This is a genomic window from Nonomuraea sp. NPDC048881, assembly GCF_040649795.1.
Taxonomy (GTDB): Bacteria; Actinomycetota; Actinomycetes; order Streptosporangiales; family Streptosporangiaceae; genus Nonomuraea.
This window is the reverse complement of record NZ_JBEZGC010000009.1, coordinates 89749-114158: the sequence shown is the minus strand read 5'-3', so window position 1 is coordinate 114158 and position 24410 is coordinate 89749. Positions and strand designations below refer to the sequence as shown.

19 protein-coding genes are annotated in these 24410 nt (G+C 71.8%); 11 read left to right on the top strand and 8 right to left on the bottom strand.

Annotated elements, in window-relative coordinates:
- Positions 1-80 precede the first annotated feature (80 nt).
- The 3 genes from polA (at position 81) to rpsA (ending at position 5659) form a co-directional block, all read left to right on the top strand.
- Positions 81-2771 (top strand): DNA polymerase I, encoded by a 2691-nt coding sequence (gene polA / locus AB0C33_RS30130; protein WP_358293823.1) that lies wholly within the window; start codon positions 81-83, stop codon positions 2769-2771.
- A 161-nt stretch (positions 2772-2932) separates the two neighbouring features.
- Positions 2933-3988 carry a polysaccharide deacetylase family protein gene (locus tag AB0C33_RS30125; RefSeq protein WP_358293821.1) on the top strand — a complete coding sequence of 352 codons (1056 nt, stop codon included), beginning with the start codon at positions 2933-2935 and terminating at the stop codon, positions 3986-3988.
- A gap of 189 nt (positions 3989-4177) precedes the next feature.
- The gene (gene rpsA / locus AB0C33_RS30120; protein ID WP_352358288.1) at positions 4178-5659 is read left to right on the top strand and encodes a 30S ribosomal protein S1; all 1482 of its coding nucleotides are present in this window, start codon (positions 4178-4180) and stop codon (positions 5657-5659) included.
- 420 nt (positions 5660-6079) lie between these two features.
- Here rpsA and AB0C33_RS30115 read toward each other — a convergent pair whose 3' ends face one another.
- On the bottom strand, positions 6080-6829 hold the full coding sequence (locus AB0C33_RS30115; RefSeq protein WP_358293819.1) for an SDR family oxidoreductase: 750 nt from the start codon (positions 6827-6829) through the stop codon (positions 6080-6082).
- Between the two features lie 130 nt (positions 6830-6959).
- The gene (locus AB0C33_RS30110) at positions 6960-7700 is read right to left on the bottom strand and encodes an SDR family oxidoreductase (protein WP_358293817.1); all 741 of its coding nucleotides are present in this window, start codon (positions 7698-7700) and stop codon (positions 6960-6962) included.
- A gap of 120 nt (positions 7701-7820) precedes the next feature.
- Here AB0C33_RS30110 and AB0C33_RS30105 point away from each other — a divergent pair, with 120 nt between their 5' ends.
- Positions 7821-8420 (top strand): TetR/AcrR family transcriptional regulator, encoded by a 600-nt coding sequence (locus tag AB0C33_RS30105; protein WP_358293816.1) that lies wholly within the window; start codon positions 7821-7823, stop codon positions 8418-8420.
- Positions 8421-8651: 231 nt separating this feature from the next.
- Here the strand turns inward: AB0C33_RS30105 and AB0C33_RS30100 are convergent, their stop codons facing one another.
- Positions 8652-8858 (bottom strand): 4-oxalocrotonate tautomerase family protein, encoded by a 207-nt coding sequence (locus tag AB0C33_RS30100; protein WP_358293814.1) that lies wholly within the window; start codon positions 8856-8858, stop codon positions 8652-8654.
- A 283-nt stretch (positions 8859-9141) separates the two neighbouring features.
- On the bottom strand, positions 9142-9876 hold the full coding sequence (locus tag AB0C33_RS30095) for an SDR family oxidoreductase (RefSeq protein WP_358293813.1): 735 nt from the start codon (positions 9874-9876) through the stop codon (positions 9142-9144).
- 110 nt (positions 9877-9986) lie between these two features.
- Between AB0C33_RS30095 and AB0C33_RS30090 the strand changes: the two genes are divergently transcribed.
- From AB0C33_RS30090 to AB0C33_RS30080, 3 genes are all read left to right on the top strand, one after another.
- On the top strand, positions 9987-10691 hold the full coding sequence (locus tag AB0C33_RS30090; protein WP_358293812.1) for a TetR/AcrR family transcriptional regulator: 705 nt from the start codon (positions 9987-9989) through the stop codon (positions 10689-10691).
- A gap of 434 nt (positions 10692-11125) precedes the next feature.
- On the top strand, positions 11126-13210 hold the full coding sequence (locus AB0C33_RS30085; protein WP_358293811.1) for an alpha/beta hydrolase: 2085 nt from the start codon (positions 11126-11128) through the stop codon (positions 13208-13210).
- A 99-nt stretch (positions 13211-13309) separates the two neighbouring features.
- Entirely contained in the window at positions 13310-13765 is a 456-nt protein-coding gene (locus AB0C33_RS30080) for a GNAT family N-acetyltransferase (protein WP_358293809.1), read from the top strand.
- A 306-nt stretch (positions 13766-14071) separates the two neighbouring features.
- On the opposite strand, the gene AB0C33_RS30075 is transcribed toward AB0C33_RS30080, so the two are convergent.
- Positions 14072-14644: a TetR family transcriptional regulator gene (locus tag AB0C33_RS30075; protein ID WP_358293807.1), complete on the bottom strand. Its 573-nt coding sequence runs from the start codon at positions 14642-14644 to the stop codon at positions 14072-14074.
- A gap of 72 nt (positions 14645-14716) precedes the next feature.
- Here AB0C33_RS30075 and AB0C33_RS30070 point away from each other — a divergent pair, with 72 nt between their 5' ends.
- Genes AB0C33_RS30070 through coaE form a run of 3 tightly spaced genes read left to right on the top strand, consistent with a single transcriptional unit; the run spans position 14717 to position 16123 of the window.
- On the top strand, positions 14717-15289 hold the full coding sequence (locus AB0C33_RS30070) for a dihydrofolate reductase family protein (RefSeq protein WP_358293805.1): 573 nt from the start codon (positions 14717-14719) through the stop codon (positions 15287-15289).
- Between the two features lie 24 nt (positions 15290-15313).
- Positions 15314-15472, top strand: coding sequence for a hypothetical protein (locus tag AB0C33_RS30065; RefSeq protein ID WP_358293803.1), 159 nt, complete (start codon positions 15314-15316; stop codon positions 15470-15472).
- Positions 15473-15520: 48 nt separating this feature from the next.
- Positions 15521-16123 carry a dephospho-CoA kinase gene (gene coaE, locus AB0C33_RS30060; RefSeq protein ID WP_358293801.1) on the top strand — a complete coding sequence of 201 codons (603 nt, stop codon included), beginning with the start codon at positions 15521-15523 and terminating at the stop codon, positions 16121-16123.
- Between the two features lie 14 nt (positions 16124-16137).
- Here coaE and AB0C33_RS30055 read toward each other — a convergent pair whose 3' ends face one another.
- Positions 16138-21732: a TIR domain-containing protein gene (locus AB0C33_RS30055; protein ID WP_358293799.1), complete on the bottom strand. Its 5595-nt coding sequence runs from the start codon at positions 21730-21732 to the stop codon at positions 16138-16140.
- A gap of 75 nt (positions 21733-21807) precedes the next feature.
- On the opposite strand from AB0C33_RS30055, the gene AB0C33_RS30050 reads away from it, so the two are divergent.
- Positions 21808-22962 carry an SLC13 family permease gene (locus AB0C33_RS30050; RefSeq protein ID WP_358293798.1) on the top strand — a complete coding sequence of 385 codons (1155 nt, stop codon included), beginning with the start codon at positions 21808-21810 and terminating at the stop codon, positions 22960-22962.
- 12 nt (positions 22963-22974) lie between these two features.
- Here the strand turns inward: AB0C33_RS30050 and AB0C33_RS30045 are convergent, their stop codons facing one another.
- Positions 22975-23778, bottom strand: coding sequence for an inositol monophosphatase family protein (locus AB0C33_RS30045; RefSeq protein WP_358293796.1), 804 nt, complete (start codon positions 23776-23778; stop codon positions 22975-22977).
- A 10-nt stretch (positions 23779-23788) separates the two neighbouring features.
- The gene (locus AB0C33_RS30040) at positions 23789-24409 is read right to left on the bottom strand and encodes a hypothetical protein (protein WP_358293794.1); all 621 of its coding nucleotides are present in this window, start codon (positions 24407-24409) and stop codon (positions 23789-23791) included.
- Between the last annotated feature and the right edge of the window lies 1 nt (position 24410).

Below are 24410 nucleotides of genomic sequence, written 5' to 3'. Positions count from 1 at the left end.
CGGATCGGTCTGCGTCAAGGGGATGTCTCCACTCTTCCGAGCTCGGGTTTTCTGTCGTTGACGCAGACTAGGCTGCGTACGTGCCGAAGAGTGAAGTGACCCCCAGCCGCCCGTGCCTGTTGCTGCTTGACGGGCATTCCCTGGCCTACCGCGCCTTCTACGCGCTCAAAGACGCCAACCTCATGACCACCGACGGTCAGCACACCGAGGCGGTCTACGGGTTCACCTCGATGCTGACGAACATCCTGCGCGACGAGCAGCCGACCCACGTGGCGGTGGCCTTCGACCGGTCGGAGCCGACGTTCCGCCACGAGGAGTACTCCGACTACAAGGCCAACCGGAGCGAGACGCCCGAAGACTTCCGCGGCCAGATGCAGCTCATCTACGAGCTGCTCGACACGCTGCGCATCCCGCATCTGTCCAAGGCGGGCTTCGAGGCCGACGACCTCATCGCCACCCTGGCCACCCGCGCGGCCGGCGACGGGATGAACGTCCTGATCGTCACCGGCGACCGCGACGCCCTGCAGCTCGTCGACGAGCACGTCACCGTGCTGATGACGCGCCGCGGCATCAGCGACATGACCCGGTTCACCCCCGAGGCGGTCGAGGAGAAGTACGGCCTGACCCCGGCCCAGTACCCCGACTTCGCCGCCCTGCGCGGCGACCCCAGCGACAACCTGCTGTCCATCCCCAGCGTCGGCGAGAAGACCGCGGCCAAGTGGGTGCGCGAGTTCGGCTCCCTCACCGCGCTGGTCGACCGCGTCGACGAGGTCAAGGGCAAGGTCGGCGACAAGCTGCGCGAGCACGTCGCCCAGGTGCTGATGAACCGCCGCCTGACCGAGCTGCTGCGCGACGTGCCGCTCGACGTCGAGCTCGGCGACCTCACCCAGGGCGCGTGGGAGCGCGAGGAGATCAACAAGCTGTTCGACACCCTGCAGATCCGCGGCGAGCTGCGCGAGCGCGTCTTCAAGGTGCTCGGCACCGGCGAGGCGGAGCCCGAGCAGGGCTTCGAGGTCGAGACCGTCATCCTGGGCCCCGACCGGGTGGCCGGCTGGCTGGCGGCGCTCCCGCAGGGCCGCGCCGGGCTGGCCTTCAAGGGCTCCTACGGCAGCGGCTCGGGCCGCATCGACGGCATCGCCGTCGCCTCGCCCGACGGCACCGCCGCCCACATCGACCCCGTCAAGCTCACCGAGGCCGACGAGGCGGCGCTGCGGGCCTGGCTGGGCGACGCCAGCAGGCCCAAGGCCGTCCACGACGCCAAGGGGCCGATCCTGGCCCTGTGGGCCCAGGGCATGGAGCTGCGCGGCCTGAGCTGCGACACCGCGCTGGCCGCCTACCTCGCCATGCCGGGCCAGCGCACGTTCGCGCTGGAGGACCTGGCCAGGCGCTACCTCCACCGCGACCTGCGGGCCGAGGAGGAGTCCGGCGGCCAGGCCGCCCTGTTCGGCGACGACGAGGACGCGCCGGCCAAAGACCTCGCGCTGCGCGCCCACGCCGTGCGCGAGCTGGCCGACTCCCTTGAGGGCTTCCTGGCCGGCCGCGGCGGCACCCAGCTCCTGGCCGACGTCGAGCTGCCGCTGCTGTCGGTGCTGGCCGAGATGGAGCGGGCCGGCATCGCCGTCGACAGCCAGTACTTCGCGGGCCTGGAGGCCGAGTTCGGCGCCGCGGTCAAGCACGCCGTGGAGGAGGCCCACCGCTCCGTCGGCGAGCAGTTCAACCTGGGCTCGCCCAAGCAGCTCCAGGAGATCCTGTTCACCCGGCTCAACCTGCCGAAGACCAAGAAGATCAAGACCGGCTACAGCACCGACGCCGACCAGCTCGCCTGGCTCGCCACCCAGACCGAGCACGAGCTGCCGACGATCATGCTGCGCCACCGCGACCAGCAGAAGCTGCGCACCACGGTCGAGGGCCTGATCAAGGAGGTCGGCGACGACGGTCGCATCCACACCACGTTCAATCAGATCATCGCCGCCACCGGCCGCCTGTCGTCGGAGAAGCCCAACCTGCAGAACATCCCGATCCGCACCGCCGAGGGCCGCCGCATCCGGCAGGGCTTCGTGGTCGGCGAGGGCTACGAGCGGCTGCTGACGGCCGACTACAGCCAGATCGAGCTGCGCATCATGGCCCACCTGTCCGGCGACGAGTCGCTGATCGAGGCCTTCGAGTCCGGCCACGACTTCCACCAGGCCACCGCGGCCCGGGTGTTCGACCTGCCGCCGGAGCAGATCGACAGCGAGCTGCGGGCGCGCATCAAGGCGATGAACTACGGCCTGGCCTACGGGCTGTCCGACTTCGGCCTGTCCGGGCAGCTCAACATCCCGGTCTCGGAGGCGCGGGCGCTGAAGGAGGAGTACTTCACCGAGTTCGGCGGCGTGCGCGACTTCCTGCAGGCCATCGTGGCCCAGGCGCGCACCGACGGCTACACCGAGACGATCATGGGCCGCCGCCGCTACCTGCCCGACCTGACCAGCGACAACCGCCAGCGCAGGGAGATGGCCGAGCGCATGGCGCTCAACGCCCCCATCCAGGGCTCGGCGGCCGACATCATCAAGGTCGCCATGCTCCACGTCCACCAGGCCATCGCCGAGGAGGGGCTGGCCTCGCGGATGTTGCTGCAGGTCCACGACGAGCTGGTGTTCGAGGTCGCGCCGGGCGAGCTGGAGACGTTGCGGCAGCTCGTGTGCGACCAGATGAACGCCGCCTACCACCTGCGCGTTCCGCTGGAGGTCTCGGTGGGCGTCGGGCGTACGTGGCAGGACGCCGGCCACTGACGATGTTTATCCCGACACGGCGGGGCAGTCCGACATATCGCGAACGGCGTGGCCCCGCCGTCTCCGGGGCTTCTCGTCTACGCTGATGACAGTTTGGCCGAGATGTCGGGAGATTTGTGCGGGTACCAGCGTCCTTCACGCGGATCATCGCAATCGCGAACGTGGCCGTGGTGACCGTGGCCGTCGTCGGGCTGAGCCTCTTACCTGACGGTGAGACTCCTACTACCCAGGCGTCGGCCCGGGTCGGCGTGATCGCCCCCGTCTCACCCCCGCAGGGGCAGCCGCAGGACACCTCCCAGCCCCCCGGCGTGGTCGCCACCCCCGAGTTCGCCCGGCAGGTGCGTGCCAACGAGGCGGGCCTGGTGCCGGTCATCATGTACCACCGGATCCTGCGCAAGCGCGTGGCCTCCATCGACCGCACCCCCGCCCAGCTCAGGCAGGAGCTGGAGAAACTGGCCAAGCAGGGCTACGTGCCCATCACGGCCAGAGAGTTCGCCACCGGCGACATCCGGGTGCCGGCCGGGCGGTTCCCGGTCGTGCTGACGTTCGACGACGGTCACCCGAGCCACTTCGCGCTCGACGACGCGGGCAACCCCGAGCCCGACACCGCCGTCGGCGTGATCCTCGACGTGGCCGCCCGATACCCCTCGTTCCGGCCGGCCGCGACGTTCTGGATCACCCGTGAGCCGTTCGGGCTGCGCGACCAGGAGCGGCAGGCGGCCGCGGTGCGGTGGCTGGTCGATCACGGCTTCGAGGTCGCCAACCACACCTGGTCCCATCCGGACCTGCGGCGGCTGGGCAAGAAGAAGGTGCGCGAGCAGATCGTCCGGCTGGAGCGCCTGCTGAAGAAGCTGGGGGCGCCGCCGGACAAGACCCTGGCCCTGCCGTACGGGTCGCTGCCGCGGCCCAAGAAGCTCGCCCGTACCGGCTCCTGGGACGGGACCCGCTATGATTTCGCGGGCGTGTTCCTCGCCGGGGCCCAGCCGTCGCTTTCGCCCTTCGCGAAAGACTTCGACCGCGGGGCGATCCAGCGGATCCAGAGCAACGGTAAGCGGGGAGAGTGCCGCAAGTGGTGCTCGCAGTACTGGCTGGAGTGGCTGAACAAGCACCCTGGCGAGCGCTACGTCTCGGACGGCGATCCCACGCGGATCTCCGTCCCGCGCAGACTACGGGGTAATATCAACCCCAAGCGGGAGTCCCAGATCATCGGGTACTGATGTGCCTCCGGATTGACCCCGCGGCCAAGGTCTCATATGCTGATCGCTGCGCTGTGGGCTCGCGCGCGCCTCAGACGGAGCGGGCTCGCGCTCGGTCACGTCGATGTCGTAATTCCTCGGCTTGATGCGGAAGAGGGCCTGCCGCGCACGCCACATCGACATCTGTCCGCGTTCGGAGCAATTCCACACATGACGTCCAGCACTGAGGCCACCTCGAGCACCCCGCAGGTAGCGGTCAACGACATCGGGTCCGAGGAAGCCTTCCTCGCCGCGATCGACGAGACCATCAAATACTTCAACGACGGCGACATCGTCGAGGGCACCGTCGTCAAGGTCGATCGAGACGAGGTCCTTCTCGACATCGGCTACAAGACCGAGGGTGTCATCCCCTCGCGCGAGCTTTCGATCAAGCACGATGTCGACCCTGCTGACGTCGTGGAGGTCGGGGAGCACGTCGAGGCCCTTGTTCTCCAGAAGGAGGACAAAGAGGGCCGCCTGATCCTGTCCAAGAAGCGCGCGCAGTACGAGCGCGCCTGGGGCACGATCGAGAAGATCAAGGACGAGGACGGCATCGTCACCGGTACCGTCATCGAGGTCGTCAAGGGTGGTCTCATCCTCGACATCGGCCTGCGCGGCTTCCTCCCCGCCTCCCTGGTCGAGATGCGACGGGTCCGCGACCTGCAGCCGTACGTCGGCCGCGAGCTCGAGGCGAAGATCATCGAACTCGACAAGAACCGCAACAACGTGGTTCTCTCCCGCCGCGCCTGGCTGGAGCAGACGCAGTCCGAGGTTCGCCAGACGTTCCTCAACACCCTGCAGAAGGGCCAGGTCCGCAAGGGCGTCGTCTCCTCGATCGTCAACTTCGGCGCCTTCGTCGACCTCGGCGGGGTCGACGGTCTGGTCCACGTGTCCGAGCTGTCCTGGAAGCACATCGACCACCCGTCCGAGGTCGTCGAGGTCGGCCAGGAGGTCACGGTCGAGGTCCTCGACGTCGACATGGAGCGCGAGCGCGTCTCCCTGTCGCTCAAGGCCACGCAGGAAGACCCGTGGCAGCAGTTCGCCCGTACCCACCAGATCGGCCAGGTCGTGCCGGGCCGCGTCACCAAGCTGGTGCCGTTCGGCGCGTTCGTCCGGGTCGAGGAGGGCATCGAGGGCCTGGTCCACATCTCCGAGCTGGCCGAGCGCCACGTGGAGATCCCGGAGCAGGTCGTCCAGGTCGGCGACGAGATCTTCGTGAAGATCATCGACATCGACCTCGACCGCCGTCGCATCAGCCTCTCGCTGAAGCAGGCCAACGAGGGTGTCGGCACCGAGGTCGAGTTCGACCCGACCCTCTACGGCATGGCGGCCACGTACGACGACCAGGGCAACTACATCTACCCCGAGGGCTTCGACCCGGAGACCGGGGAGTGGCTCGAGGGCTTCGACAAGCAGCGTGAGGAGTGGGAGCGGCAGTACGCCGAGGCCCAGACTCGCTTCGAGGCTCACCGCAAGCAGATCGAGGAGGCCCGCAAGGCCGAGGCGGAGGCCGGCGAGGCCGCTCCCTCGTCCTACAGCGGCGAGACCGCTCCTCCGTCGGGCAGCTCGTCGTCGGCTCCGGCCAGCGGCGCGCTCGCCTCTGACGAGGCGCTCGCAGCCCTCCGCGAGAAGCTCGCGGGCGGCCAGAGCTAAGGCTCAGCCTTGAAAAGCCCCGCACGGGTTTCCGTGCGGGGCTTTTTCATGCCCTTCTCTGGGACGGGCCTCGCGGGGGGCTTGCCGTAGGGATCGCCGGGGTGGTCATGAGCTGGGCCGCCGTGACGGCGACGGCCTGGTGGTGCTCGTGCCGCCGCCGGCGCGACTCCGACATCGACACACCGTGCCGTGCCGGAGCCATCTCCTTGAACAGGTGGTCGTCCTCCGGGACCCCCACCGGACGCCGGTCCGCGTCCACCACGGTGGCCGCGCTCTGCGAGCAGGGGGGATGACCGCGCCCATTCCGTGAGCGGAGGTCGTGGCCGCCTCAGGCAAGATCAGCGATACGACGACACGCTCATGAAACACCTCGCTGATCCGCGCGTCCAAGACTGCCGGCAGGCCGCTGACGGACGGAGGTCAGTAGGCGAGTTCCCCGATGCCGCCATCGACGCGCAGGACGGTGCCGGCGGTGTAGGCGGACTCGTCGGAGGCCAGGTAGACGGCCGCCTTCGCCACCTCGGTGGTGGTGCCGATGCGATGCAGGGGCACGGTCCGCCGGAGTTCGTCGTAGATGGCGGCCTGTCGCTCGGGGCCGAGCGACTTGAACGCGTCCGTGAGGGTCGGCCCCGGGCTCAGCCCGTTGACCCGGATGCCCCGGTCCTTCAGCTCATAGGTCAGCCCGCGGGAAAGGGACAGCAGGCCCGCCTTGGCGGCACCGTAGACCGCCGCGTTCTCGTGCCCGACGTAAGCGGAGACCGAGCCGACGAGAATGACCGAGGCCTGCTGTGACAAGAGCGGAAGCAAAGCTCTGACCAGGAAGAACGGCCCCTTGAGATTGGTGGCGACGAGCGTGTCGAACGCCTCCTCGCTCCATTGCTCGATCGGGAGATGGGTGACGTCGGCGGCGTTGCTCATCACGATGTCGAGCTTCGGCCATTCCTGCTGCAACCGCGCGGCGAGCGCCGCCTGGCCGGGGACGTCGCCGGCGTCGCTGACGATGGGCAGCAGCGGGCCGTCCAGCTGCCGGGCGGTCTCGGCCAGCCGTTCCCGTGAGCGGCCGGTGATCGCGACAATCGCTCCCTCGGCGAGGAACTGACGGGCTGTCTCCAGCCCGATGCCGCTCGTCCCACCGGTGATCAGTGCATGCTTTCCTGCGAGACGACCCATGGAAGTCATCCTCCTGACTGGCGCAAGGCGCACGGTTGTGGTGATGATGACGGGCCGTCCCGCCATCGTGAGGCACCCGCCAGAGGCCGGCCCCGTACTGCGGACGTGGCTCTGGCCGGTGCGTTCGGGGTCAGATGGCGGTGCGTCCGCCGTCGGCGGCCACGACGGCGCCGGTCACATAACTGGCCTGGTCGCCGGCGATGAAGGCGATGACGCGAGCGACCTCGGCCGGGGCGGCGGCGCGCTTGAGCGCGGTCGTCAGGCCCATGCCGCCGACGTCCGGTCCCATGACCGCCACCACCTTGGAGGTGGTCATCGGGCCGGGCGCCACGGCGTTGACGCGTACGCCGGAGGCAGCGAACTCGGCGGCCCAGGTGCGGGTCAGGGACTCCAGCGCTGCCTTGGTGGCGCCGTAGACCGCCATCGGCGGCATGCCCAGGCCGGCGGCGGTGGAGGTGACGTTGACGATGCTGCCGCCCCCGCCGGCGGCCATCTTCGGTGCGAGCTGGGCGACCAGGATGAACGGCGCGCGCACGTTGACCGCGAAGGCCGCGTCGTAGGCGGCGAGGTCCTGGTCGGTGGTCGCGCTGAACGGGACGACACCGGCGTTGTTGACGAGGATGTCCACCGCCCCGGCCTCCTCGGCCAGCCGCCGTACGGCCTGCGGGTCGGCCAGGTCGGCGCCGATGAAGCGTACGGAGCCGGTCGCGCCGGTCCGCACGTCGTCCACGACCTGGGCGCCGCGGCCCGGGTCGGTGCCGGTGATGATCAGGTTCGCCCCGCCGGCGGCGAGCACCTTCGCCGTGGCGTGCCCGAGCCCGCCGATGGCGCCCGATCCGGTGATCAGCGCCGTCTTGCCGTGAAAGTCCATGGGGTTCTGCCTCTCCGCCGGTGCGAGCGCCGACGACTTCTATGCGACCGTTCAATAAGTTGCTCGGCCTTCAACGTACAGACTTTTGTGCAAGCGGTCAAAAAGTCGTAACCTGGGCACATGGCACGGACAGGACGCCCTCGCGCATTCGACAAGGACCAGGCGCTGCAGCGCGCGCTGCTGCTGTTCTGGTCGCGGGGCTACGGAGAGACCTCCATCCAGGACCTCGTCGAAGCGCTGGATCTGGAGCGAGGCAGCCTGTACGGCGCCTTCGGCGACAAGCGGCAGTTCTACCTGGCGGCGGTCCAGCTGTACTGGGACACCTACGAGCGCGAGCTGATCGCGGCGCTGGCGTCCGGGCCGGTGCTGCCGGCGCTGCGCGAGGTGCTCGCCAACCCGGCCCGGACGCCGGAGTACGCCTCCGAGGCCGGCGTTCCGCAAGGGTGCATGATCGGCAACACCACCGCCGAACTGGTTCCGCAGGATGCCGAGGCCCGCGAGATCGTCGCCCGCTCGCACGACCGCTTCACCCGGATCGTCGCCGACGCCCTGCGCCGCGCGCAGGCCGACGGCGAGGTCGCCCGGGCCGCCACCCCCGAGGCCCAGGCGCAGCTCCTGCTGTTCACCGTCCAGGGCCTGTCCCTGGTCTCCCGCGCGGGACTCGACGCCTCCGTCGCGCTCGCCGCCGTGGACGCCCTGATCGACGCCCTCCGCGCTTGATCGACGCCCTCCGCGCTTGATCTGCGGCCTCCGCGCTTGATCTGCGGCGTCCGGCTCACCCGGCCCCAGGTGTGGTCACTCACCGCGGCTCGCCCTGCTGTCCGGGATGGCGCGGGCACATCCGTGACTTGGTTGGGCGATTCGGGACAGGTCAAACGGTCTCTGCGCTGGGGGCCGGGGTGAGGTTCGGCGGTGGGACCGGGCCGGGGGCGGCCCGGTCTCCCGGACGGGTCAGCTGCGGCCGAGCATGTCCGCGGTGAGGATGTTGCCACCCAGACCCCAGCCGCCGTCCGGAACCTCCTCCAGGAGGACCAGGGTGGTGGCCCGAGCTCGTTCTCCGTAGACGGTGGCATAGGCGTCGGTGACTGCGTCGATGAGCTTCTTCTTGGACTCGGGGGTCAGGGTGTCGGCGGGAACCTTGAGGTTGGCGAACGGCATGTCGGTTTCCTTTCGTGTGGGGATTCAGAGTGGGGCCGCGGATGGCCGGAGGTCTGCGCTGCCGGCGCGGCGGTAGAACCCGGCGCGGATACGGTCGGCGACGATCGGGACGACCTCGCTCGCTACCGTCCTGACGGCTCCGGCCCTGGCGCGAGCCGGGCACACCGTCGGCGTCGGCATGAGGCGAATCGCGGACCGCAACGCGCCCGCCGCCCTGGAACGGCTCGCCGGCCGAACCCGCTGGAGGCCCCGGTGGCGACGATGGCCTGTCGCGCGGCGGCCATCAGATGATCCCGCCGTTGGCGCGCACGACCTGGCCGTTGATCCAGTGCCCGGCCGGGCTCGCCAGGAAGGCGACGACCTCGGCGATGTCCTCGGGGGTGCCGAGCCGTTCCAGCGGCGGCTGCTTGGCGAGCTGCTGGATCGTCGCCTCGGTCTTGCCGTCGAGGAACAGTTCGGTGGCGGTCGGGCCCGGCGCGACCGCGTTGACCGTGATGTTCCGCCCGCGCAGTTCCCGGGCGAGCACCAGTGTCATCGCCTCGACGGCTCCCTTGCTGGCGGCGTACGCCCCGTAACCCGGGAAATGCAGGCCGACCACGGAGGTGGACAGGTTGACGATCGCGCCACCGTCGCGCATGCGGCGCGCGGCCTCCCGGGCCATCACGAACGCGCCGCGGATGTTGGTGCGGTGCAGAGCGTCCAGCTCGTGGAGGTCGAGGTCGGCGATCGGGGACAACGACAGCCGCCCCGCCGAGTTGACGACCACATCGACCCCGCCGAAGGACTTCTCCGTCGCCTCGAACATCTCCGCGACGGCGTCCTCGTCGGCCACGTCGGCCTGGACCGGGATCGCCCGGCCGCCGGATGCCGAGATCTCCTCGACCACCTGCGCCGCGGCGGAGGCCGACCCTTGGAACCCCACTGCGACCGCACAGCCCCGTGCCGCCAGCGCCACCGCGATCGCCTTGCCGATGCCCCGGGAGCCGCCGCTGACGACGGCCACACGCTGGTCACTCATGGAAACTCCCTGATCTCTAGCGGTGATACGGATTCCCCGTATCGGCGTTACGTGAATCGACGGTAGCACACTTCGTATCGCCGCTATCGATTGGCACTATCATTGATCGCATGGCAGAGACGGACGCGCTTCGCGCGGCGATGATCGAGGCCGCGGAGCGGCAGCTGGCGTCGTCCTCGGACCATGAGGTGGCCACGCGCGCGGTCTGCGAGGCCGTCGGCGTGAGCCAGCCCGTGCTTTACCGGTTGTTCGGTGACAAGCGCGGGTTGCTGGACGCCGTCGCCGACCACGGCTACGAGCAATATGCCGCGCTCAAGGCCGCCCAGGAGCAGACCGGCGACCCGGTCGCCGACCTGCGCGCCGGCTGGGACGGCCACATGGCCTTCGCCCGGGCGAAGCCGGCCCTCTACCAGTTGATGTTCACTCCGCGGCCGTGGTCACACTCGACGGCGCGAGATCGCGTGATGGACCTGCTGGTGGCGGCGCTCACGCGGTGCGCGGCGGCGGGGGCGTTGAAGGCCGAGCCGCAGACCGCCGCTCAGCTGATCCTGTCGGCGAACGTCGGCACCGCCCTCGACCACATCGCCAGACCGGCTCTGTTCGACGACCCCGCTCTGTCCCACCGCATGCGAGACGCCGTGTTCTCGCACGTCCTGGCCGGGCCGGCCGCTCAGAACGACGCCGACCCGCTGTACGCCGCCGCGCTGCGCCTGCACGCACAACTCGATCTCACCGGGACCGAGGCCCTGGAACCGGCCGAGACCGCCCTTCTGCGGCGATGGCTTGAGCGCATCACGCAACCCGTCCGGGGATGACGGCCACGCTCAAGAACACGCTGCCCGCTCGGTCGCCGGCTTTCGCGGCGCAGCGTCCCGCTGCCCGGGTTCGCCTTCTCGCCGTTTCCCGGCCAGGTACGGACGGCGCCGACGCGGAGGCGCTGGTGCCACCCTGGCATGTGGCGCGTCGCGTCCCTCAAGAGTGGCCTGTGGCGCGGAGGCTGAGCCGCAGGGCAGGGCTGGGCGGCCCCTGAGGGTCTGATTGCAGCCGATCTGTCTTTTCCCTCCTCTGGCCCGAGCGGGGTTCTGTGAGGGGGCGGGGGTCCGGTGGCACGGAGAATCGCCGAGCGGGCGCGAGATTTTACCCATCGACCTTTTACGACTTCTCTACCTGCGAAGACGGCCGCTGGGAAACTGACATGCGGCTGGAGGTACGAGCGTTCGGGGGCGATGCGGTGCGTATGGTTCGGCGCGTGATCCCGGTGGTGGCGGCGGTCACCGTCCTGGTTCCGGCGGCAGGCGGGGGAGTCGGGCAGGCGATGCGCCTGGTCGCCTCGCCGACCCCATGGCCGGAACGCGACGTGACCGAGCTCGCGGAGCCGCGACCCGAGGCGGCCTGGCCTGAGAAGCCCAGGCAGGACACGGCCGGATCGGCGGCGTCGGAGCTCGGGGCGGCGGGGCCGCAGGAGCGGGGCGTTGCCGGGGCGGTGCGGCCGGCGCCTGGGCGGGAGAGGCTCGTCTGGTCCGAGTGCGGCGGCGGTATGCGGTGCGCCACGTTGCCCGTCCCCGCCGACTGGGCCAGGCCGCGCGAGGCCCGCGTGGCCGTCCGGCTCGCCATGATGCCCGCCCAGGACCCGCTGCGGCGGCTCGGCGCGCTGGTGGTCAACACGGGGGCCGCGTCGGTCGTACGAGAGGTCGTGGCGCGGCCGGACACCGTGGGCGAACTGGCCAGGTGGTTCGACGTCGTGCTGGTCGAGGCGCGCGGGGCCGGGGATGGGGGGCACACGGGGGCGTGCCCCCGACCCCGGCCGGACCCGGCCCGGCTGCAGGTGGCCGAGGGACGGACGGCCTGGCGCGCGTTCGCCCGGGACAACGCCGTCTACGACCGGGCCTGCCGCGCCGCGCTCGGGGCCGCCTACGGCGGGCTGACGTCCTGGCAGGTCGCCCACGACCTCGATGCCGTACGTGCCGCGCTGGGGGAGTCGCGGCTGCGCTACCTCGGCAACGGCTACGGGAGCGTGTACGGGCAGGCGTACCTGGAGCTGTTCCCCGGCCGGGCCGGGCGGATGTACCTGGAGGGGCTGCCCGACCACACCGAGACCGGGCTCGAACGGCGGCTGCTCGCCCACGCCCGCGCCCAGGAGCGGCAGCTCGGGTACTTCCGCGACTGGTGCCGGAACCGTCCCGGCTGCCCGCTCGGCCGCGCGGACGCCGTCCGGGTGTTCGACGGTCTGGTCAGGCGCGCGCCTCTGCGGCTCGGTGGCGGCGAGCGTACGGTGAGCGGGCACGAGATCGCCGCCGCCGTATGGGCGGGCCTCACGCCCGCACGGTGGCCGGCGCTCGCGCAGGCCCTCTCCAGAGCCCGAACGGGCGACGCCACGGGCCTGGCCGCCCTGCTCCCCGCCGAGCCCCCACAGCCCACCCCTCCCGCCCCGACGGCAGCCACCCCCGTCCCGGGCAAGCCGCCCCCCGCAGCTACGGCCGGAGCCCGCCTCGGCGCGGGCCAGGCGGCCTCCGCAGGTACGGCGGGAACACCCCTCGGCGCAGGGCAGACGCCTCCTGCACCGGCCGGCACCCGGCCCTCTGAGGCGCTGCCGGGGAACTCGGGGGCGACGCCTCAGGGACCGGCTGGGGCGACCTCTCGGCGCGGAGCGGAAGTTCTTGAAGCGGCGGTCCCGGACACGGCAGTTCCTGGAGCGACAGTTCCTGGAGCGGCGGCCCCTGGTACCGCGGCCCCTGGTACCGCGGCCCCTGGTACTGCGGCCTCTGGGGCGGTGGGCTCTGGAGTGGCGGGGGGAGGCGTCCTGTCCGATGCGCGGGCGGCTTCGGGGACGGCGGGGGCGGTGTCGCAGCCCGGGGAGGTGGGGGAGGTGGGGCCGGCAAGTGCGGAGGGGGTCAGGTGGTGTCATGACTTCGGGTTGGCGGTGCCCGGTTATCGCCTTTTTCTCCAGGTGGAGGCGCGGCTGCGGAAGGCGGCCCCACGGGTGGGGTGGCTGAGCGGGCGGGCGGAGGTCGCCAGGTGCCTGGGGGCGGCGCGCTCGCCGGGCTGGGCGCCGCACCCGTTGCCAGCCGGGCTCAAGGCGCCCCCGGTGTTGGTCGGCGTCGGACGGCTGGACAACGAGACGCCGTCCTCCGGGGCGGCAAGGGCGGCCGGGCAGATCCCCGGGGCGAGGGTCCTGTGGCACGGGGACGGGCAGGGCGCGTACCTGGCGCAGGGCGTGAGCAGGCTGCGCGCGGCCTGTCTGCGTACGAAGGTGCACGACTACCTGGTCAACGGCGTCCTGCCGAAGCAGGGCACGTTCTGCCCGGGTGAGCTCACGGGGGGCAACGCTCCCTAGCCGGCAGCGCGGGAGGACCGTCCAAGGCCGGGCGGCGGGCGGTCTGGAGGGCGGGGAAGTCGGCGGTGGCGCTGGGAAGGCAGCCGATAGGGTGCTGGCGTGAAGATCGAACGGGCGGTGGCGGCGGACGCGGGCGAGATCCTCACCCTGCAGCGGGCGGCGTACGTGAGCGAGGCCCAGCTCTACGGCGACCCCTACATCCCGCCGCTCGTGGAGTCGCTGGAGCAGGTGCGCAAGGCCGTCGAGACGGGCGTCGTGCTCAAGGCCATGGACGCCGGCCGGATCGTCGGCGCAGTGCGCGGGCAGGTGGCCGGCACCACCTGCCTGGTCGGACGGCTCGTGGTCGCGCCCGACCGGCAGGGGCAGGGGCTCGGCACGGCCCTGCTCGCGGCGCTGCACGAGCAGGTGCCGGAGGCGGGGGTGTTCGACCTGTTCACGGGGCATCTGTCGGAGGGAAATCTGCGGCTGTACCGGCGGCTCGGCTACCGCGAGACCCGCCGGGAGCGGATGGACGACCACCTCACCCTGATCCACCTGCGCCGCAGCGCAGACTGATCGTTTCCCTGGGGGCCTGTCCGGTGCCCGACGCCACGGCGTCCGGGCAGGCGGGGGTGGGGTTGTGGTGATTCCGGGGGCGAAGAGCTCGCCTCGCGGCCCGTCTCATCAGCCAGGACGCCATGACGGCTCCCGACGGGAGCACCACTGACCCGATCGGTGAGCAGTCGCAGACGGGTGACCGCTCGGGCAGGGTCCTGGACGTCGCCGGCGACGGCAAGGCCGAGGTCGTCGCAGGCGCCCCGGCCCGAAACGGCCGCGCGGGCAGGCCCGTCGTCCTGCGCGGCTCGTCCGGTCCGGGCGTTGTCAGCCGTTCAGTGATCTCCGCACGGCGGCGTCCACGAGCTGGCGGACCTCCTGCTCGCTGAAGATGTCCGGCAAAGTCAGCCGTTCGACGATGAGCCAGTTCAGGGCGAGGTAGAGCAGGACCACCGAGGTCGAGTCGCCGGGCAGGCCCGACGTCGCGTGGTAGCCGATGTTGGCGTCGATGTCCTCGCGGATGCGCTTGGTGAGCACGGCGCGCAGCTCAGGACGCCGGGTGGACTCCAGCCGCAGTTCGAGCAGGGCCAGGTAGCCGGAGTTGAAGGCGGTGACCCGGTCCACCAGCTCGTGCATGAGCTCGGCGTAGCGGGTCTCGTCCCGCACGCCCTCCTGGCCGCGGGCGAGCGTGGCCTCGTCGGGCAGCAAACGTTCGTAGATGCGTCCGCCGACCTGGGTGAACAGGTCGTCGCGGTTGGCGAAGTAGTTGGAGGCCGTGCCGGGGGGCACGGCCGCCTCGGCGTCGACGGCCCGGAACGTCAGCCCGCGCGCTCCTTCCCTGGCCAGCACCTCGATGGCCGCGTCGATCAGCGCCTGCCTCCGCTCGGGGTTCTTCCGCACTTGACACCACTCCAGACGTAGTACTATGTTCAAACCACTTCAGTCATAGTACTACAGCAGGAGTTGCTCCGAATGCGAAAGCTTGTCTACTACATCGGCGTCTCCCTCGACGGCTACATCGCCGGGCCCGGCGCCGAGTTCGACTTCTACCCCGTGTCCGCCGAGATGGCCGACTGGATCAACACCCGCTATCCCGAGACGCTGCCCACCCACGTCCGCAGGCTCGTCGGCCTTGAGGGCGTGCCCAACAAGGTGTTCGACACCCTGGTGATGGGCCGCGGCACCTTCGAGCCGGCCCTGGAGGTGCCCACCACCAGCCCGTACTCCCACCTGCGCCAGTACGTCGTCTCCAGCACGCTGACCATCGACGACCCTGCGGTGCACGTGGAGAAGGGCGACCCGATCGAGCTCGTCCGGCGGCTGAAGGCCGAGGACACCGGCATGGACATCTACCTCTGCGGCGGCGGCAAGCTCGCCGGCTCCCTGCTCCCGGAGATCGACGAGATCATCCTCAAGCGCTACCCCGTGGTGGCCGGGGCGGGCATCTCCATGTTCGCCGGCCGGTTCAGCCCCACCCTGTTCACCCCGACCAGGCGCGAGTCCTTCGACAACGGCGCCCAGGTCACCTGGCTCACCCGCGCCTGACCCCCACCCCCAAGGAGGAAAAGTATGCAGATCAAACTTCCCGCCACGATCACCCAGGCCAAGTCCGACCAGCAGGCCCGCTCTCCGCACCGGCACGACCAGCCGGCGCGCGACCTCAAGCCCACGGGCCGGGCCAACCCGTCCCGCCGTCCGACCGCCGCCCCGCGCCGCGGCGGGTACTGAGCGAGCCGGCGGGATGACCGGGTACGCCGGGATGGGTAGTCTTTTCCGGTGCTGAAGATTGGGCTCACCGGCGGCATCGGCTCCGGCAAGAGCGAGGTGTCCAAGCGGCTGTCGGCCAGGGGCGCCGTCGTCATCGACGCCGACAAGATCGCGCGAGAGGTGGTCGAGCCCGGCACGGTGGGGCTGTCCCGGGTGGTGGCCGCGTTCGGGGAAGGGGTGCTGCGCCCCGACGGCTCGCTGAACCGGGAGCGGCTGGGCGCGGTGGTCTTCGCCGACCCCGACCGGCTGGCCGCGCTCAACGCGATCGTGCATCCGCTGGTGGGGGAGCGGGTGGCCGAGCTGCAGGGCCAGGCGGCCGACGACGCGATCGTGGTCTACGACGTGCCGCTGCTCGTGGAGAACAAGCTGGCGCCCATGTACGACATGGTGATCGTGGTCGACGCGGCCGACGAGGTGCGGATCCGGCGCCTCGCCGACCACCGCGGGATGCCGGAGGCCGACGCCAAGGCCCGCATCGCCGCCCAGGCGAGCCGGGAGGACCGCCTGGCCGCCGCCGACCTGGTGATCCCCAACGAGGGCTCGCTCGACGACCTGGAGGCCCGGGTCGACGAGGTCTGGCACGAGCTCGTACGCCGCGCCGCCCGCGGTTAGTCACCCGCCTGCGGTCAGAAGGGCGAGTCGAGCGGCACCTGACTCACCTCCGGCAGGTACGGATCCAGCTCCCCCAGCTCGAACCGTGACATCCCGATGACGTGCCAGAACTGCCCGCCCGGCTCACCGTGCACCTTGTACCGTCCGTCCGGCGCCAGGGCGGCCCAGCCCTCGGGCAGCCCCAGCAGCGTCGCCCGCCGCTCGCCGCCCTCCCAGAGGATCACCACGCCGTCGTCGCCTGCGCTGGCCAGCAGGTCGGACGTGGGGCTGTAGGCCACCGACCACACCCGGCGCGCGTGCCCGGTGAGGGTGTGCAGCAGCTGCCCGGTCGCGGTCTCCCACACCCGCACGGTCATGTCGTCGCCGCCGGTCGCCAGGTGGCGGCCCGTGGCGTCGAAGGCCAGGCTCCACAGCCGGCCTTCGTGCTGGGTGAGCGTGTGCGCCAGGCGCGGCTGCCAGGGCTGGCCGGGCCGCAGCTCCCACACCAGCGCGCGGCCGTCGTTGCCGGCGCTGGCCAGGTAGCGGCCGTCGGGGGAGAAGGCCACGGAGTACACCCGGTCGGTGTGGCCCTCCAGCGTCGCCACCCGGCCGCCGGAGGAGACGTGCCACAGGCGGACGAGCTTGTCGTCGCAGCCGGTGGCCACGTAGTCGCCGAGGGGGCTGAAGGCGATCGAGCGCACCCGCCCCCGGTGGTCGACCAGGTCGACGGCCATGCGGCCGGTCGGCCGGTACCAGATCTTGACGCTGTCGTCGTCGTTGGCGGTGGCCAGCATGTTGCCGTCGGGGCTGAACGCCTCGGCCCACACGTGGTCGGTCTCGGCGTGCAGCTCGCGCTCGTAGTCGCCGGTGGTGGCGTTCCAGAAGTGCACGCCGCCGTCGTTGCTGGAGGTGGCCAGCACCGGGCCGGCGGGCGAGAACAGCGCGGAGATCAGCCGGTCGGCGGTGCCGGTGAACTCCCGCAGCCGCCGCCCGGTGCGCGGCTCCCACACCCGGACGACGCCGTCGTTGCCGCTGGTGGCCAGCATCGAGCCGTCGGCGCTGAAGCGCACCGACGAGATCCGCCGGCCGTGGCCGCGCAGCACCCGCTGGCACTGCCCGGAAATCGGGTCCCACAGGCGCACGGTGCCGTCGTTGCTGCTGGTGGCCAGCTGCTGGCCGTCGGGACGGAACGCGAACGGCCAGACCGAGCTGCGATGCCCGGTCAGCTCGACGCGCTTGCCGCCGCCCACGGGCTGCAGCCGGACCGTGCCGCCGGAGTCGCCGCTGGCCAGCGTGCGGCCGTCGGGGCTGAAGGTCACCTGGTAGACGGCCGCCGTATGGGTGGTGTGCACGCCGAGCGGCTCGCCCGACGCCTCCCACAGGCGCACGCTGCCGGACGTGTCGCCGCTGGCCAGCATCGAGCCGTCGGGGGAGAAGGTCAGGCAGTAGACGCTGCCGGTGTGGCCGGTCAGCTCGTGCCGGGGGGACCAGGTGGCGGTGTCCCAGAGCCGGATCGTGCCCGCCTCGTCGCCGGTGGCCAGCAGGGTGCCGTCGGGGCTGTGCACGGCCCGGTAGACGCTGCCGCGGTGGCCGTCGAGGGTCACGGCCGTCTGCCCGGCGCTCAGGTCCCAGACCCGGACGACGCCCGCGGAGTCGCCGGTCACCAGCTGCGAGCGGCCGAAGGAGGCGGTGTAGACCGGCGCCCGGTGGCCCGGGAGCTCGTGGACCAGCCGGCCGGTCGCGGTCTCCCACACCCGGACCACGCCGTCGCCGCCGCCGGCCGCCACCAGCTCGCCCGAGGCGCTGAGGCGTACCGGCCACACGCCGTCGGGATGGCCGGTCAGGGTGTGCAGGCGCCGGCCGGTGAGGGTGTCCCAGAGCTGGACCGTGCCGTCGCTCGCGCCGGTGGCTAGCAGGTCGCCGGCGAAGGTGACGGCGTAGACGCGGCCGCGGTGGCCCTGGAGGGTCCGGACCGGGGAGCCGCCCGCGCACAGCAGCACGCCGCCGTCCTCGTTGCCGATGGCGATGGTCGAGCCGTCGGGGCTGTAGGCGATGGGCTCGGGCAGGCGGGAGGTCTGGAAGTGGTAGCCGTACGGGACGCCGATGCCGGCCGGCGCGAACTCCACCTCCACCGGCTGGCCCGGCACCACCGCCGCGCCCGGCAGGTGCGGCAGCGTGCCGGTGACGTTGATCAGGGACGCCCGGTGCCAGCGGGCGCCCTCGACCGTGACGTCGCTCAGGTCGACCTGCGCCAGCCGCGCGCCCGACAGGTCGGCCCCGGTCAGGTCGGCGCCGGTCAGCCGGGCGCCGTCGAGCCGGGCGCCGGCCAGGCTCGCGTCGCGCAGGACGGCCCTGGACAGGTCCGTGCCGGCCAGGGTGGCCTCCGACAGGTCGGCGCCGGTCAGGTCGACCTCCTGCAGGTCGCGCGCCGACAGGTCCTCGCCCTTGAGGTTCGCGCCGCGCAGGTCGGCCTTGGCCGGGGTGCGCAGCCTGGCCGCGATCTTGACCGCGTTCGCCCTGGCCACGTCGTCGGCGGGCGGGTCGGCCACCCAGGCGCGCAACGCCCGTACGTCGGCCAGGTCGCACAGGAACTCGACGGTCAGCGCCGACAGCGGCCTGCGGGTCAGCGGGAGGGGGTTGTCGAGGTTCGCGGCGATGTGGCGGGCGATGAGCCATTCCATCACCGAGGCGTGGATGAACCCGAACATGCCCTCCTCGGTGCGCACGAGCAGGCTGCCCGAGCCCATCGCGTGCGCGGCGTGCGCGGGCGAGAGCTGGCCCGAGGCCAGGTCGCTCAGCGTCTCGCCGATCTCGGTCAGCTCGTCGACGCCGAGCAGCGTCTCGCCGCTGTCCCACAGGCGCAGCGCCAGCGCGGTCACCACCCGCCACAGCTCGCCGATCGACAACGCGCCGGGCGAGCCCGGGACGCGGGCCCGCCGTTCCTCGAAGGCCAGCCAGGTGCTGAGGATCTCCTCGTACAGCAGGGCCGGGCTGAGGGTGTGCTGGGCGCCGGCGACCGTGCGCAGGCGGTCGGCGTCGAGGTCGGCGATGAAGCTGAGCATGCGCGGGTTCTGGGCCAGCGCCAGCAGGTCTTTGATCTCGCCCATGAGCGACATGCGGGCGCCGGCCTCGTCGCCGTCGTCGAACCGGTTGGCCAGGTAGGAGCGGATCTGGTCGTGCGTGAAGTCCTCCACGCTGAGCACCCGCCGCTGCGGCAGCACGCCCACCATCTCGCCGAGCGAGGTCAGCACCTGGCTGTGCGACTTGAAGTGCTGCGTACGGCTGGCCACCACGATCTTGGCCTTGTCCTCGGCCGCGGCCAGCAGGGTGGCCAGGTGGTCGGCCGCCCGGTCGTAGGTCAGCCGGGTGACCAGCTCGTCGAACCCGTCGAACAGCAGCACGATGCGCCCCTGCCGGAGCAGGTAGCGGAACGCCTTGAGGTCGATGAACTCCTCGCCGTGCCCGGCCAGGTGCGCGGCGACCAGGGCGTCGACCGAGTGGGCCTTGTCCAGGGCGCGCAGCTCGATGAAGATCGGCGTCAGGTGCGGCAGCTCGGCGGGGATGCGCCTGGCCAGCTCGCGCAGCGCGAACGTCTTGCCGTGTCCGAAGTCGCCGAGCAGCAGCAGGAACCGGCCGTGGTCGGCGGCCAGCAGCCGCATCAGCTCGTCGGTGAGCCCCTGCCTGATCTGGCTGCCCGGCCGGTCGAGCTCGCGGTAGCGCTGGGGGACGTACAGGCCGGGCGGGTAGCGGCGGTCGCCGGTGAGCCGGGCGGTCTGCTCGGCGACATATCCCGACAGGTCGAGCAGGCCCTGGAACTCCAGGAAGCTGCGCACCCGCACGCCCTTGCGCATGAGGTCGTCGCGGAGCGCGCGGGAGGCCGGCGGACCCTGGTAGATCAGCTCGGCGGCCAGGTCGGCGGCGTGGGCGCGGCGGGCGAACCCGGTCGCGGCGGCCTCGGTCAGCTCGCCGACGTGCGCGCCGATCATGAGCTGCCGGACGAACCCGTCCTCGGGATGGGTGACCACCAGGTGGTCGGGGAAGCGCCGGATCTTGGCCCGCTCGTGCCGGGCCTCGCAGACCTCGGTGATGCGGTCGAGCAGCAGCTCGACGGGGCTCGGCTCGCGCTCCTCGGGCTGGGGGGCGGGCGGCGGGGTGCCGGGGGTCTCGCCGGTGAACGTGGCCCGCACCGCCCGCCAGCCGTGCCGGGCGCGTGCGGGCTTGCCGGTGTCGGGCGTCCAGGTGCGCATGCCGTCGGGGGAGATCTCGATCACCTGGTGGCGGCCGGAGCGCGGGGCCGCGACCGCGGCGAAGCCCGGCCGCGGCTCGGCGGCCGGGACGCCCGCGCCGGACCCGTGGAAGAGCAGGTTGAGCCGGTGGGTGAGCAGCCGGTCGAACGTGGGCGCGTCCCGCAACGCGGCGGGCGGATGGCCGATCGCGCCCAGCCGCAGCCAGGCGCTCTCCTCGTAGGGACGCAGCCGCTCGGCGAACCACGCGGCCTGCGCCTCGCCCAGCAGCGCGTACGCGTCACGCTCCAGATGGCTCATCGCCATCGTCGAGTTGAGCCCGGCCACGACCACCCGCAGGTCGGGCACCTCGAACAACGTCCAGGGCTGGCCACCGTCGAACACCCGGTCGTCGAGCCCCTGGTAGACCTCGCGGAACAGCCCGGCGAAGTGCCGCCACTTGGGCCAGTAGGGGGGCTGCGGGCTCACGTCGTCGGCCTCGCAGGTCATGAAGTACGCGCTGGCCGCGGCCTTGGTGACGTCGCGCGGGCCGGGCAGCAGCACCAGCCGGTGGGGCTCCAGCCCGATCAGCAGCCGCAGGTCCGTGACGAACTGCGTGGCCTGCGCGAACTGCCCGAGGCTCCCGGACTCGGTCAGGTCGCCGCTGACCACCATGAGGTCGGGACGCGGCATGCCCCGGTCGTACATGGCCGTCAGGTCGGCCCAGATGCGGGCCTGCATGTCCTCCGGCGTGAACGGCTCGCCGGGATCGGGCAGCGCCCGCCCGAACCTCGGCCCGCCGATGTGCAGGACGTTGACCGACTCGCGCCCGCGGTCGTCGCCGCCCGAGGGCGGGAACTTGGGGGCCGTCACCGGGGTGCGGCGGGCCCTGGCCAGGTCGGTCGTCGGGGGCAGCGTCGGGACGGCCGGAGGCGGCACGACCCGGCCGGAGGGGAAGGCGGGGGCGGCCGCCGGCTTGGCCCGCCCGGCCAGCGCCTCGCCGACCCGGCCCAGCAGCAGCGCCCTGGCCTGCCCGGAGTCGGTGACGCCGAGCAGATCGACCCAGGTGATCGTGGACAGCAGGCCCTCCAGCTGCACGTCCTCCAGCCGGATCGTGACGAGTTTGTTGGAGGGGTTGTCGGGGTCGGCGCGCATGGCCGCCTGCCACTCCATGCGCCCGTAGCGCGAGGTGAGGTAGTTGCGCGAGAGCACGGCCACGACGAGCTGCGCCTCGCTGACCCCGCGGTCCATGAAGTCGATGAAGTTGGTGCCGGGCACGAAGTCCCAGGCTTGGATCATGGTCCGGTAGCCGGCCGCCTCCAGCTCCCAGGCGATCCAGGTCGCCCAGGCGGTGTCGGCCGGGGAGTAGCTGACGAAGATCTCGGTCGGCCTGCCGTCACGTGCCATCTGCTCAGTATCCACCGAGGAATCGGTGATTTGCAGTCGGTGTGCGATCATCGTCGGGTGTGGCGGCGTCTGGCTGTGCTCGATCTGATCCGGATCGGGCTGCTTGCTCTCGGTCTGGTCTTCGTGGCGACCGGTCTGCTGCCGTGGCGCGACGCCGCGGAGAGCCTCGCTGACATCGGGCCACTGCTGGTCTTCCTGGTCGCCATCATCGTGCTGGCCGAGCTGACCAAGGAAGCGCAGGTCTTCGACGCCATCGCGGCCAGGATGGCGGTGCTGGGCCGCGGTAACTACACCGCACTTTTCTTTCTTTGTACGGCTTTCGCGTCATTTGTCACGATTTTTCTGAACCTTGACACGACCGCCGTCCTGCTCACCCCCGTCATGCTCGCCCTGGCGCCCCGGGCCCGCATCGCCGCCCTGCCGCTGGCGATGACCACCATCTGGCTGGCCAACACCGCGAGCCTGCTGCTGCCCGTCTCCAACCTGACCAACCTGCTCGCCATGGACAAGCTCGGCCTCGACGCCCAGGGCTTCGCCGCCCGCATGTGGGCCCCGCAGCTCGCCTCCATCGCGGTGACGATGGTGTTCCTGTGGGTGTTCTTCTGGCGCCGGGGCGAGCGCCGCGACCTGCGCTACACGCCGCCGGTGCTGGAGCCGGTGGCCGACCGCGTGCTGTTCGGCGCGGCCTCGGCCGGCTGCCTGCTGTTCATCGTCCTGCTGCTGCTCAAGGCGCACGTCGCCGTCGCCGCCACCGCCGCGGCCGTGCTGGTGGTGGCCGCCTTCCTGGTCCGCGACCGGGCCAAGCTGACCTGGAGCCTGCTGCCCTGGCAGCTCGTCGTCTTCGTGACCGGGCTGTTCCTGGTGGTGCCCACGCTCAGCGCCCACGGGCTCGACGCGCTGATGACGTGGATGATCGGCACGGAGGGCGACCCGTACCGGACGGCCGCGGTGGGCGCGGGCCTGTCCAACGCGATCAACAACCTGCCCGCCTACAAGGCCGTCGAGGCGGTGATCACGGCCGCCGACCAGGACCGCCTGCTGGCCCTGCTCGTGGGCACGAACGTGGGCACGGTGATCACCCCGTGGGCCTCGCTGGCCACGCTCCTGTGGTTCGAGTCGTGCCGCCGCCACGGCGTCGCGGTGCCGCTGCGCCGCTTCCTGCTCACCGGCGCCGGCCTGGCCGTCATCGGGCTGCTGGCCACGGTCTGGGCCCTGGTCACGTTCGGCTGAGCGCCGGGGGCGTCAGCCCGGCAGCAGCGACATCAGCCCGGGAAGCGCCCGCGGGTGAGCGGCCACGAAGCTGCGGTCCTCGGCCGTGCCGTCGATGCTCTCCTCGAACGGGCCGCCGTCGAGCGCCCTGATCTCGATCCCGGCCTCCTGGGCCAGCAGCGCGCCGGCCGGCAGATCGACCGCCTCGGCGCGGTAGCCGACGATGCCGTCGATGTCGCCGCGGGCCAGCATCGCCCACGACAGCAGCGGCGCCCACAGTTGCAGCACCCGCCGCGCGCCCACCTCCAGCGCCGCCTTCAACGCCAGCACGGTGGCGTCGCCCCTGCTCACGCCGTACCCCTGGGTCCAGGCCAGCAGCGGGCCGTGCGGGCTGGCCGTGTACGGCGGCGCCAGCCGCGCCCCCGTGGACGCCACGGCCCCGCGCCCCCGGATCGCCGACCAGGTCTGGGCCGTCACCGGGTCGTGCACCACGCCCAGCACGGGCCGCCCGGCCCGGCACAACGCCACCCCCACGACGTACGTGGGCAGCCCGATGGCCACGTTGTTGGTGCCGTCGAGCGGGTCGACCAGCCACGTCCACTCGCCGCCCGCCGCGCCGATCAGCCCGGACTCCTCGGCCACGATCGTGTGCGAGGGGAAGGCCGTCAGGATGCGCTCGACCAGCAGCTTCTCCGAGGCCAGGTCGAGATCGGTGACGACGTCGCCGGCGTCGCCCTTGGCCCGGATGCCGACGGCCCCACGCGTGCCCGCCGCGAGCAGCGCCCCGGCGGCCTGGGCGGCCTCGACGGCCACAGAGCGAGCGTGATCCAGGTCCATCGGGCACCCCTCAGGTCAGGTGGGCGGTGATCAGCCGGACGGCCAGCGCCGTCTCCTCGGCGTTCAGCGGTTCCCGGGGAACGTGGTGGCCGCCCGCCCCGAGCGGGCCGAGCGACAGGTCGCGGCTGCCGGGCCGGCCGCGCCCGAGCGCGATCGTGGCCGCCTCGCCGCCCTCCGGCACCACGCTGCTGTGGAAGCGGTCGGCCGGCAGGGTGTAGGTGTCGCCGGGGCCGAACAGCTCCACCAGCCCGGTCGCGTGCCGCACGGTGCGGCGGGTGGGCGAGATGCGGTCGCCGTCGGCACCGCTGACCACCTCGAACACCCGGTGCGTGGCGTCGGGCCCCGCGTCGGTGACCACCGCGTGCACGTTGCGCACCTGGCCGTAGAGCACGTGGCTGACCAGGTCCCAGCTGTGGCAGTGGATCTGCGAGGTGGTGCTCTCGGCGTGCTGGAGCGAGTCGGACCACAGATGGAGGCATACCCCCTCGCCGCCCTCACGCTCCAGCGGCAGGCAGACGAAGCCGAGCGGATGGCGTACGGCCCTGGGGCGCGCGGTTTCCCTCAGCACGCCGAGCGCCCACGACCTGGCCTGTCCGTCGCGGACCCGCTGGAAGACCGACCGGTAGCTCATG